The organism is Dickeya oryzae, from assembly GCF_020406815.2.
Taxonomy (GTDB): domain Bacteria; phylum Pseudomonadota; class Gammaproteobacteria; order Enterobacterales; family Enterobacteriaceae; genus Dickeya; species Dickeya oryzae.
The window spans coordinates 2,367,157-2,379,900 of the sequence record NZ_CP162670.1 but is presented as its reverse complement, the minus strand read 5'-3'; the positions used below and the strand labels follow the sequence as shown (position 1 = coordinate 2,379,900).

Annotated in this window: 7 protein-coding genes; 4 read left to right on the top strand and 3 right to left on the bottom strand. The window is 53.4% G+C overall.

Going from position 1 to position 12,744, the window contains the following annotated elements:
• Positions 1 to 490: 490 nt before the first annotated feature.
• From LF929_RS10495 to LF929_RS10485, 3 genes are read right to left on the bottom strand one after another with little or no spacing between them, the layout of a single operon-like run.
• Entirely contained in the window at positions 491 to 3,004 is a 2,514-nt protein-coding gene (locus LF929_RS10495) for a putative virulence factor (RefSeq protein WP_226092539.1), read from the bottom strand.
• Positions 3,001 to 5,991 (bottom strand): virulence factor SrfB, encoded by a 2,991-nt coding sequence (locus LF929_RS10490; protein WP_038907975.1) that lies wholly within the window; start codon positions 5,989 to 5,991, stop codon positions 3,001 to 3,003. The genes LF929_RS10495 and LF929_RS10490 overlap by 4 nt, the downstream gene beginning before the upstream one ends.
• A gap of 2 nt (positions 5,992 to 5,993) precedes the next feature.
• Positions 5,994 to 7,313, bottom strand: a complete 1,320-nt coding sequence (locus LF929_RS10485) for an SrfA family protein (protein WP_210174920.1) — start codon at positions 7,311 to 7,313, stop codon at positions 5,994 to 5,996.
• 408 nt (positions 7,314 to 7,721) lie between these two features.
• Here LF929_RS10485 and LF929_RS10480 point away from each other — a divergent pair, with 408 nt between their 5' ends.
• The 4 genes from LF929_RS10480 (at position 7,722) to LF929_RS10465 (ending at position 12,741) form a co-directional block, all read left to right on the top strand.
• Entirely contained in the window at positions 7,722 to 8,579 is an 858-nt protein-coding gene (locus tag LF929_RS10480; RefSeq protein WP_038907977.1) for an SDR family oxidoreductase, read from the top strand.
• Positions 8,580 to 8,974: 395 nt separating this feature from the next.
• On the top strand, positions 8,975 to 10,408 hold the full coding sequence (locus LF929_RS10475; protein ID WP_038907978.1) for a serralysin family metalloprotease: 1,434 nt from the start codon (positions 8,975 to 8,977) through the stop codon (positions 10,406 to 10,408).
• Positions 10,409 to 10,628: 220 nt separating this feature from the next.
• Complete coding sequence (locus LF929_RS10470) at positions 10,629 to 10,991, top strand: protease inhibitor Inh/omp19 family protein (protein ID WP_080649083.1); 363 nt, start codon at positions 10,629 to 10,631, stop codon at positions 10,989 to 10,991.
• Positions 10,992 to 11,007: 16 nt separating this feature from the next.
• Positions 11,008 to 12,741: a type I secretion system permease/ATPase gene (locus LF929_RS10465; RefSeq protein ID WP_226092540.1), complete on the top strand. Its 1,734-nt coding sequence runs from the start codon at positions 11,008 to 11,010 to the stop codon at positions 12,739 to 12,741.
• Positions 12,742 to 12,744 lie beyond the last annotated feature (3 nt).

Sequence of the window (12,744 nt, the reverse complement as noted above, 5' to 3'; positions counted from 1 at the left end):
AGGCGTCGTGGAATAGGAGATGCTCTTTTTATCTTAGTTAATCGTTTTACGGTGATAGGCCGAAAAACGGCATCAGCAACCGGATATGTGAATTCGGATGGTCAGTACGACTGGCGCATACCCAATCGATAGCGGCAACTGATATCCCTGGAAGTGGTGCTTTTCTGTTCTCGCGAGAGAGCAGAAGAAACAAAACAGCATCAAGATGGCGGAATAAAGAACGGGGTGGTCTGTGTTCCTTTTTTTAAATCAACAGCGTGTTTTAAACCGGGCGAATTAACGAAAAAGCATGACAATAGCAGACATTCGGTACAACAGTACGCACCCCGCCTGAAACTATGACGTGAGCGCTGCATTTTTGCAAGACCAGCCTGATTTATAACGTGATTTTGTCGAAAGACATGGCGAGAAAAGCGACATAATTATTTGATTATGTAAACTTTTGTGCAGGAAAGGGATGAAGGCGGAGCCTGCTGCTCCGCCTGAGCCGTTAGCCTTCTGTGGGTTTGATCTGACTGAGGATCGTTCCCAGACGTTCGCGTTGTTTTGGCTTGATATCACGACCTGCCGCGTAACCGGCGTTCTGGATAATCATCTCATTGAGACCAATCAGCCAGTCATAGATGTAATACGCGGTGTTATTGACCGGAGTGACGGATAGCTTCGTCAGTCGACGTGAGGCACCAAAGTTGGCGACCTGCTTTTCCGGTTTAGCGAAGATCTTGTTGCCTTTGTTGACACGACTGTCCGGGCGCAGGGATTCCGATATTTGCTGGAAGCCCAGCCAGGCGACGAAATCACCGAGCACATTCAGTGCGCGGGATACCTGACGGTCTGCTTTGCTTTCCCGGTTAATCCCTAGCTGACCGGAATCCACCAGCATGATTTGTAATTCGTCTTCGAGTTTCAGACGGATACTGGCGGTAATCAGCTCCTCCACCAGCATTTCGATCGTGGGGCGGTTAATCCCCAACAGCTCAATGATGGCGACATTTTCCGGCAAATTGCGCAGGTGATTGATCCAGTAACGATACAGGTTGCGGGCGAACTCTGCCTCATAGCTGTGATTCTCGGCCTGGTCCTCTTCCGTTTGCACAACGGGTACGACGGGCGTTGGTTTTTCTTCGCTTTCAGCCTGCTCGCTCTCATCACTGAAGAGGTCGATATCCAGCCCGACGCCAAAAGGCTCGTAACTGGCCATCGGCACCGCGGTATCTGGTGTTTCCTGATAGGCGGCAAAATTACGCGATTGCTGCACTTGTTGCTGCAGATAAAGGTGACGCAGCTCATCGCGAGAAGGGAGCAACCGCTCCAGCAACTCGCCGTGTACGCCGGTCCGTGTCTGCAGCGCCTTGAGCATCGATTCGGCGATGTGCTGCTTGCGTGCCGGGTCATCAGCACCGGCCGGTTGGTACCAACTGCCGAGCAGGTTATCAGACAACTCGCGCTGTAATTCACTCAACTGTTCGTTAATACGCCCTAATTTCACTTCGCGGCGAACTTCGGTATCCAGCCAGGCAGCCATGCGGTTGATTCCGCGCTTGTCCATCGCCAGCATGGTGCCCCAGGCATCGCCGGGGTTACCCACATAGCGCTGTACCGCTTCATCGTTGTTATGGCCATGAGTGAAACGCCTGTCATGGCGGGTGACCGCCCAAATCAGGCCAGGTTTACGGCGGCTGCGGATTTGCGGGTTTTCCCCCTGGGTATGGCGAACCCAAAAATCCAGCGCCCGGCCAACGTGGCGCACATCTGCTTTACAGGCTGCGGCGGTACACACCATCAGCAGATTCATTTCCTGATCGTCGGTATAGCGCTCCAGCAAATAAGCACGCTTGGCGCGCAGCAACGCCCGGGATAACGGATGCGGTTTGAGCCGCAACAGGCGGTCCGGGTTATCGTCATCCACCTCCGCTTCGGGTTCATCCTGCAGGCTAAAGCCTGGGAAATCGAGTAGATCGACCTGACCGAACAGGGTTTCTTTCGGCGGTGACAGCAGAGGAATCAGCACTTCGGCTGTCAGCATAATCAGTTCTGCCAGTGACAGTTCCACGCCGCGGGCAGCACGACCATTCACGATAGGGCGTACCTGTACGCTCAGGTCGGAAGGGCTATTAAGCCGGTCGAACTGACTGGCATTAAAAATGCCGCTGTCCGGTTGCAACGCTTCGTCCACCAGCAGGCTAATCGGTGCCAGTACTTTTCGGGCACCGGAGAGCTGCTCCAGCGTGTGAGCAAAATGGCGATAGAGCGAGGTATAGTCTGCGCGTTCGCCCCACAGCACAGAGAACAGGCTGGCGCGATCGTCGATACTGAGATGTGGGGCCAGTTCGACCGCCAGCGGCCAGAACTTGCGCTCCAGCGGTTTTTGCCGCCGGGCGTCATGACGTGTCAGGTAATCCCACAACGCCACCACATCATCGCTGCCAAGCCCGGCCACGGGCTCCTGTTGGCGGTGCAACGACAGGGTTTTCAGGTGCTCGGCAATATGCTGCTCATCCAGTTCCGCCGTGTCATTCTGAGCGTCTTCCAGAATGAAGGAATAAGCCATAATACGGGCGATATCGGCTTCGTGAAGCAACTGGAGTTGCACCGGGTTAGGCGTGTTTTTGCCTTCGACCTGACGGGTAAAGCGGGTGACAAACGCCGGTTGCTGGTTGTCCGGGTTGATATTTTTCTGGTAATCCAACGTGACACCGCCGACGGACGTTTCGATTCGACCGTTTTCTCCGCCAGCCAGTGATGTCAGCAGATAGGTTTTCCCCCCCTGAGCCAAACCGAACATCCCCATGGCGATCTCTTTGAGCGATGACTCGGACAGCCCACGGGCTTTGTTGCGACAACGACGCAATTTAATGATCAGCCGATCGGCTTCCATATCCAGACGAGGAACATTGCGTCGGGTCTCTTCTACCCAGGCGATCGCCTGATCCACACCTTGTGAAACAGATTGTAACTGACGGCTGAGGCGGCTCGACAACTGTTTGGGCGTTAATGGTTTCATTTCTTGAAGACGCTCCCGCTATCGATCCAGTAATGTGCCATGCCGGAAACCGTGCTGGATAAGGTATTCAGTTTTAACCTCAATTGATGCGGTGAAATAGTATTTCCCGACCCCAACACCGCACTGGCTATTTCAACGCGTTCTGGAGTCGGGTTATCGTCACCCGGTACGACTTTCAGGCGCACATGCAGGACGCTGTCACCTGCGACTTTACGCGCCAGCTCCGGGTCGACTATCGACAGCGAATAGAGTGGCGACGCGGGCCAACGCTCGTTATCCAACTGGCGGAAGCCGAGGCACAGCGAACCGCGCACTTCAAAACCGGGTTGGTCATCCAGCGTGAAATCCGCATCATCCAGATCGATATCGTTATAGTAGACGTTATCGGTGGTGAGCGTATTGGTGTTGTCGAGCATGCCAAGGTAACGCACGGTGGAATAGGGCTCGAAATCCCCGGCTTTGAAGTAGAAGCCGGGCAGGCGCAGATCCAGCGCCAGCAGGCACAACATGGCCCCCACCGCCGCGGTGGATTTCGGGTTTTCAATGCGACCGCGCTTGTTAAACGGGTACCAGTCGCTGGTGTGATAGCCATCGAGCGACATCATACGGTTAATCGGCAACGGTTGCAGATGGCGGAACAACGCCTGAATACCTGGGAAACGGGACGGCCGACCGGTCAGCAACAGCACATCGCAGGCGTACAGCGAGACCACTTCCGACATCAAGCGCAAATGTTGGGTGATACTCATGCGGTTAGCCAGAAACTCGCTGTGCAGCTTGCTAAGACGCAGAATCAGCGGCACCTGCAGAATGTCGAACGGGGTCTCTTCATCCGGTAATTCGCGTTGGATCTCGTTGTTGACGTAATCCAGCACCTTACGTGTCGGTGTTTGCGACAACATTTCACCGAACGTGGTGTCGATTTCCGCATTCAGATCGAGCGGGTCGAATCGTTCATAGGCTTCCAGAATCGCCTGCCCGATAGGAATGAACATTTGCAGCGTTACCTGCTGACGCAATGTCAACTGACCATCCATACGGCCTTCACTGCCAAACAGGCGGGTCATCAGGCTATCCGGACTGGTGACACCGGCTTTTTTCAACGCCGCCTGCAAGGCTGGCAGGACATACAACTGAATCACGTCCAGCAAAATGTCATCGCCAGCGACTTTGAACCCTTCACGGAACAGCAGGCGAGGGATGATTTTGACGTTGCTGCCGACACCGTCATCGAGCCAGTACTGGGTAATCGCCAAATCGGTGGTACCACCGCCGATATCGATAGACGCGATGCGCAAGGTTTTCCCCGGCTGCTCGTCATCCGCCAGCTCTTTATCCGGCCGCGCCATGCTGGCGAAAAAGGCCTCCGCCCGGCCACCGAAATTCACTTGTGCTTCGTTATAGAGGTAGACCATCTGCCCGCAGGTGGCTTCATCCCACTCCATCTGCACGTCAGGTACGGGGACGGTGCTGCGGCGCTTGTCGTCCGCCGTCATGAACTCATCATCGGACGGGTGCCAGCCCATCGCTTTCCACACCAACCCGATCGCTTCGATCATACGGCGGCGGAAAATCTCACGCTCTGGTTTGGGCATGGCTGAGGGCAGGGTCAGAATAATATTGCGCAACTGACGCGGCGCATTGGCATGAATCATCTTCAGACGCTGGGCCGCGCTGTTCATTTGCATCAGCGCCTGTGCCAGCAATTCGGAGAGCATGAATGTCATGACCGAACTGCGGCTGTAGTGTGGGTCGAACACCGGCAGGCGTTCATCCAGCGGCAGGCTGAACAGGGGCTGACCTTCATCGTTGACCAGCATGGTCAACGGCATGGCGGTCGCCAGCGGTTCCTGCTGGCGCGGGCTGGTTGTCTGACTAAAACGCCAGCCTGGCACGTACGGCTCTTCATCCCACAGATAGCGACGTGGGCTGGAAATACCACTGGAACCTTCGGTTCCCTGACGCTGTAGCGCCAGGCGGCTGGCTTCCCGGCCAACGCGGGTGATCGATGGCCAGACAAACGCGTCGTCGCGCCCGCTTTCAAAGGAGAAGTTTTGCTTACCGAAACGCGCCTGGGCGAATTCCACCCGGCTGTCGAACAACTCATTGTATAAATAATGAGGCTGGCTCAAATCGCGAATCTGCAATTCGTAGGTCTGCCGCAAGCCGTTGCTCTCGTCGGCATGATCTTCGACCAGGATCCCGGCGGTATGGGAGTTGCCGACATCAAGGATCAGATCTACGTTAATGGCGGGTTCTTTTAAGGTGCCGCTGGTGATCCGGATTTCCGGTACATCCAGCAGCGTCGCCATAACATCCAGCAGATTCAGGTAATGCGCCTGATATTCAAATTCACGCAGGTTCTGGCGAATGTCGCGAGGTTTGCGGTTTTCCACCGTAAGCGCTTGCTGCGAAAAGGTTTCGCGCAACCAGCCGTCCACCCAGGTCTGGTCGAGAAAATCATCCAGTTCTTCGCTGTGGTAAGCCAGCGTGAACAGTCGCCCGGCGTTGATATCGTTCTCGCTGGGGGCCAGCGTTTCCAGGTCATGGCTTTCCGGGTAAACACGGGTATCGAACGCCAGACAGACTCGGTGTGTGTTGCCGTCATCATCTGGCTCGTCGAGTTCCAATACCTGTACCCGCGCCCAGTTATTCGGGCCACCCATAAACGTACGTGGTGGGTTAAAGCGGAAGAACGGTAGCGGTAACCACGCGTTGCTCAGTAAATGTAGAGATTGCTCCAGCGTATAACTGGATTCCGGGTTGACCGCTTCCGGCAGCACCTGCATCGCACTTGGCAGGGTGTATTTCCCGCTGTGTTCGTTGTAGGTCAGTCGCAGCAACGGTCCATTGGCGCTTTTACGCACGAAACGATTGGCGAATCCTGCGCGTGCTGGCGTGAGCTTCAACGCAAAGTCAAGAAACTGAATACCGCTATTTTGAATCAGCGTAATGTGTTGTTTGTAATCGGTCAGGGTTGCCAGCATGGTTATTTACTCTCACGCTTAATCGTCATCGGTAGCACAGTGTCGGCATCATAGCGGCCTTTACATTCAGCAGCCTCGCTCGACTCCTGTCGGGTACAGACGATTTCCGGCATCGGATAGCGGGAACCATCGCTGCAGCGCGCACGGTAGCGGCTGTTGATCACCAGATTACCGGATTGATGCAACCCGGCCTCCACCTCGGCCTGACAGGTGATGTTGTCGCCATAGGTAAAGTGCACCCGGCCTTTGCCGTTTTTGAGTTGATAGCGCAGTACTGGCGGCTTACCTGTCAGCGGGTTTTTCACCGACAGTGTGGCTTGCCAGTTGCCATCCAGGAAGCGGATGGAGCCGATCTTCACCGCGTCAACTGGCATCACCAGCGCGCCTTTCGGCGCGGCGGCCATCTCTATTGCAACTGGCGCTGGCGGTGCTTTCTCTTCCGCTTTTTTCTGTGGTTCTGCTGCGACGGAGGGGGGCAACAGTGTGGCCACATTTAATGGCAGATTGGGTTGAGGGAGTGTTTCTGGCGGCGTTGCACCCAGTGCGCGTTTTTCCGGTTTGATGGCGGTCACGGCGGAGGGCGCGCTGGTTTCGGAGTGGGAAACGCAGCCGCGGATCTGAAACGCCAGCGTCGCCAGTAGGGCGACACCCGGACCCAGGACCCAAGGGCTGGTCCAGACACGGCGCGCCGACAGCGGAGCGGGCTGCGCTGCGACCGGCTCGGCAATCACGACGGGTTCCGGCTCGACGACTGGCGGCGGCGGTAGCTCCGGTTCTGGCTCGGCAATGTGCACCGTGACTTCCGGCAGCGGTTCCGGTTCCGGAACTGGCTCAGGGAGTTCAACCGGGCGCAAGCACTCCAGCACATCCTGGCGAGATTTTTTGCCCAGGCTGACGAATCCCCAGAAGGTAATAACCGGTTTATCGTCCACCAGATACACATGGTTGGAACCCGGAAACTGGAAGGCCTTCGCCAACAATACGCCGAAAAGTTTTTGTGCCGGTTTGTCGGACTGGCGCGCTCGTTCGCTGATCGCGTCAACCGTGTTGAGATAGTGCTCCAGCAGCGCCAACGCGTGCTCGCGTTGTTCGTCGCTGGCGGCCATCCAGGAAGTAATTTTACCGGAGAAGGGGGAATACCAGTCGATGCGATCGCCATCCTCATTAGGCTGAGGAATAGCCAGACAATCAGCGATAGGCTGTTGTTTGCGAAGACGCAGTGTTTCCCGTAGTTGTAGCGCCGAAGCATAAACGGGCTGGCCGTTCTCTCCCAACGCAAGAAAATCGTCTAAATTTCCACTGCGTAAAAATAATTTTGCCACGCCAAAGAGACCCTTTGTGATAAACCGTCAAGGCAGAAAATCGTGTCCACTGTCTGCGATTATAATTCTGATGGGCACGAATCAAATAAGTAAAGAAGTGACAAATATGACAAATATTTGCGTCATCAGCTCTCTGAGAAAGCAATATCGCATAAGTGCGATATGACTGAAACTAAAAAACCGGCCGTAGCCATTTCACAGATTACCCTGTAACGCGTCAGCAGGAAGCCAGTGGCCGGGATGTTGTGATGATGCTCGCATTGTTATTTCACACTAACATTTTTGTTAGTACTTACTAAAAGTGAGTTTAGGCCATATGCTGCAGGTATGAGTTTCAACCGGATACCGATGTTTAGGATATACGGACTGAAGCGTGCAGCGGTATTTCCCCATTAACAGGAGTACACGATGTTTGCGATTACAGGAGCAACCGGTCAGTTAGGCCGTTTAGTGATTGATACTCTGGCGAAATCAGTACCGACAGCGCACATCATTGCTGTGGTTCGCGATCCAGCGAAAGCCAGTGGACTGGCGTCAAAAGGGATCCATGTGCGTTATGGCGATTACGATCGGCCGCAAACACTGGTCAAGGCACTGAGCGGGGTCGAAAAGCTGTTGTTGATTTCATCCAGTGAGGTGGGCAAGCGCGAAACGCAACATAAAGCCGTTATCGACGCGGCTAAAGCGGCAGGCGTCGGTCTTATCGTCTACACCAGTTTGCTGCATGCTGATACGTCGCCATTAGGGTTGGCGGCAGAGCATCTGGCGACGGAAGCGGCGTTAAAGGCTTCCGGCATTCCTCATGTGATTTTGCGTAACGGTTGGTATACCGAAAACTATGCCGCCAGTATTGCTCCGGCGTTGGCGCATGGTGCATTCGTCGGCGCGGCCGGTGAAGGGCGTATCGCGTCAGCGGCGCGTAGTGATTATGCACAGGCGGCGGCTCTCGTACTGCAATTGGGCGGTCAGGCCGGCAAAACTTATGAACTGGCCGGTGACAATAGCTATACGCTGGCGGAGTTTACCGCTGAAATTGCCCGGCAGAGCGGCAAGCCAGTGCAGTATGTCAACCTGTCGCAAGCCGAGTTCGCCAACGCGTTAAAAGGCGCAGGCTTGCCAGGCGGTCTTGCCGATATGCTGGCTGATTCGGATGCCGGGGCGGAAAAAGGCGGGTTGTTTGATGATAAGAACGCACTGTCAGCACTGTTGGGTCACCCGACGACGCCGTATGCTGATGTCATTCGCAGTACGCTGGCGTCATTGTAGTTGCTGTAGTTGTCATTGATGACTGAGTAATACTCAGAAGTGGTGCGTTTGGTGACTTACGCACCATTTTTTATTCTGCTAATTTTTCCTTCCACACTTCTTCTGTCTGGTTTTTTTTGGCAGCCTGAATTGTCTGTAACAAAACATCGATTTTCTTGATGAAATCTTGTCATTTTATTTCTGTTTTACTAACCTGTCTGTGTTGTCAGGCTATGTTGCCTGAATAGTTGATTCATGCCTAACAGGGAACATTCGCTTTTAACAGCAAAAGTGAATGGTGGGTGTTCAGCGAGAGTTTTATGAATTACATGCTGACAACGCGTGTATTTATAAAAAGATGTTATGTTCGCACATAACATCATCAAATATGAACGTAATTTCATGGAGGAAGCACTATGGCTTCATATAGCAAAAAAACTGATCTTTCTTCCGCATCGTCCGGTGGCTATACCGGTGTGGCGGATGTCTATGAATTATGGAATTACCATGCCCGTGGTAATGGTTACATTAACGATAAACCGTCCTATACGCTGGAACAGGCTCGAGATCAAATAACCAGAGGTAATGTCACCTGGAATGGTGAAAACGTTTTCGGTAAACCAGCAGCACTGACTTACTCTTTTCTTCAGTCGGTGTCTGACTCCGATATGCCAGATGGTTTCAAAGGCTTCGTCAAATTTAATGCCGCACAAATTCAGCAGGCCAAACTGGCACTACAGGCATGGGCTGATGTAGCGAATGTAACTTTCACAGAAGTAAATAATCCTCAAAATGCCACGATCAAATTTGGTAACTATACATTAACCTCGGATGGTAATACAGATAATAATAGTGAGGCATTTGGTTTTTATCCCGGAAATTCGAAATGGGCGGGTTCAGCCTGGTTTAATTACAATCAGGCTGATAATCAGCGGCCGGATATTAATGAATTTGGCCGCAATACGCTGGCTCATGAAATTGGTCATACGCTCGGATTGTATCATCCGGGGGATTATGATGCCTCCGATGGCAACCCTGGCTATAAAGACGTGACCTACGCCGAAGATACCCGTCAATTCAGTATCATGAGTTACTGGAATGAAGGCTATACCGGTGGTGATTTTCATGGTTATCATGCCGCCGCCCCACTAATGGATGATATCGCTGCGATCCAAAAACTGTATGGTGCGAATATGACCACCCGCACTGACGATACGGTATACGGGTTCCACTCCAATGCAGAGCGTGATTATTATACTGCGACCGACAGTAAAACACCGTTGATATTTTCCGTTTGGGATGCCGGTGGCAACGATACCTTTGATTTTTCCGGTTATAGCTCGAATCAGCGTATTAGTCTGATTAGCGGCACGTTTTCAGATGTCGGCGATTTGAAAGGGAATGTTTCTATTGCGGCGGATGCGGTAATTGAAAATGCTATTGGCGGTTCAGGTAATGATGTCATTGTCGGTAACCTGTCTGATAACCGTATTGACGGTGGAGCGGGTAATGACGTGCTGTACGGTGATGGTGGCGCTGATATTTTAACTGGGGGGGCGGGTAACGATATTTTTGTTTATGCCTGGGAAAAAGACTCGCTTGCATCGGCACCGGATACCATTACTGATTTCCAGCGAGGACAGGATAAAATCGACTTATCCGCTTTTAATAATAATCATGATCTCCAGTTTGTCGATAATTTCTCTGGTACGGGAAATGAAGTATTGTTGAGTTGGGATGATCAAGCTAATCAGACCAATATGTGGATGCATTTAAGCGGACACAGTTCGGCTGATTTTCTGGTGAACATTGTCGGTACGGCGTTGCAGCCGTCGGATTTCATTGTTTAACCGTCGTATTTTATGGTTTAACAAGAGTGTGATCGTTTAACAACCGCGTGGTTTTTTAACGAGAACAGAGAAAGCGAGAATAGAAAATCCCTGTTATTTTCAGGGCTATCAAATAATGGCAGGCGATGCTCCATGTAGATGAGCCTGTCATTATCAATGTATTTAACCAGATAGTTTCAATCATGAATGGCGCGCTCTGATACCGAAAGATGGGAATATCATGAAAAAGCTGATTATTGCGACATTACTGAGTGCACTGAGTGGAGGATGTATGGCGAGCAGTCTGAGATTACCGTCTGCAGCAGAGCTGAGCGGAGAGTGGGTATTGAGTGGCACGGAACAGCACTGCGATATCCGTCTGAATACGGAAGTGCTGGATAGCACAACCTGGCGGCTGGTTGGCGACACGACCTGCCTGCAAACGCTGTTGCCGGAAGCGCCGGTTGGCTGGCGACCTACGCCTGATGGCGTGACGCTGACACAGTCAGACGGTTCGGCAGTGGCGTTTTTTAGCCGTAATCGTGATCAGTACGAACATACGCTGGCTAACGGCAGTGTGCGTATTTTGAAAAAGAAAGCCTGAGTGGGAGTCGCCCGTCGTGAATGCTTCCTCTGAGCAAGATCGTTCGCTGTTCGGCGTACTGCGTCAGTTTCGCCGCAGTTTTTGGAGCGTCGGTATTTTCAGCGCGGTCATTAACCTGCTGATGCTGGCTCCTTCGGTCTACATGCTTCAGGTGTATGACCGGGTGTTGGCGTCTGGCAACGGTATTACCTTGCTGATGCTGACCCTGCTGATGGCGGGGCTGTGCGCGTTTATGGGGGCGTTGGAATGGGTTCGCAGCCTGCTGGTCGTGCGACTGGGGACCCGAATCGACATGGCGCTCAATCAGGATGTTTTCAATGCGGCCTTTGCCCGTAATCTTGACGCTGGTGATGGGCGCGCCGGAATGGCACTCACCGATTTAACCCTGTTGCGCCAGTTCATTACTGGCAATGCGTTATTCGCCTTTTTCGATGTACCGTGGTTCCCGTTGTTCCTGCTGGTTCTGTTTTTATTGCATCCCTGGTTGGGGTTGCTGGCTCTGGGCGGTACCGTCGTACTGGTTGCGCTGACCTGGCTAAACCAGTATCTGACCAGCCAACCGCTGGCGGAAGCTAACCTGCAATCCCAGCAGGCGACCCACCTGGCGGATGCCCAACTGCGCAATGCTGACGTGATTGAAGCGATGGGGATGTTGGGTAACCTGCGTCAGCGCTGGCTGGCACGTCATTACCGCTTTATTTCTCTGCAGAATCTCGCCAGCGAGCGTGCCGCAGCGGTGGGTGGTGCCTCCAAATACAGCCGTATCGCGTTGCAATCATTCATGTTGGGGTTAGGGGCATTGCTGGCGATCGACGGCAAAATTACACCGGGGATGATGATCGCCGGCTCCATTCTGGTTGGTCGTGTTTTAAGCCCGATCGATCAGTTGATCGGCGTGTGGAAACAGTGGAGCAGCGCACGCATTGCCTGGCAACGTTTGACCCGGTTGATTGCGGTGTATCCGCCGCGTCCCGAATCGATGGCATTACCCGCGCCGGAAGGTCAGCTCAGTGTTGAACAGGTATCACTGCGCCCGGCACAAGGTAATGGCAACGCCCGATTACAGAATATCCATTTTTCACTACAAGCGGGGGAAACACTGGTGGTGTTGGGCGCTTCTGGTTCTGGTAAGTCTACATTGGCTCGCTTGCTGGTCGGTGCTCAAGCGCCGACACAAGGCAAAGTACGCCTGGATGGCGCAGACCTGGATCTGGTGGATAAAAGCGCGTTCGGCCCGGCTATTGGGTATTTACCACAGGATGTACAGTTGTTCAGAGGAACACTGGCGGAAAACATTGCCCGCTTTGGCGAAGCCGACCCGGAAAAAGTGGTGGCGGCGGCAAAACTGGCGGGGGTACACGAGCTGATTTTGTCCTTGCCGAAGGGGTATGACACGGAATTGGGGGATGGCGGCAGTGGCTTGTCGGGGGGGCAGCGTCAGCGTATTGGTCTGGCCCGGGCGATGTACGGCGATCCTTGCCTGTTGGTGCTAGATGAACCTAATGCCAGCCTTGACAGTGACGGTGATAAGGCCCTGATGCAGGCAATTGTCGCACTGCAAAAACGTGGAGCTACCGTGGTGCTCATTACGCATCGTCCGGCGCTGACGACGCTGGCACAAAAAATTCTGATCCTCCATGAAGGCCAGCAACAGCGTATGGGCCTGGCCCGGGATGTGCTAACGGAGTTGCAGCAACGTAGCGCAGCCAATCAGGCCCGGATGAATGCGCCGGCTGTGATGCCGCAATAACAG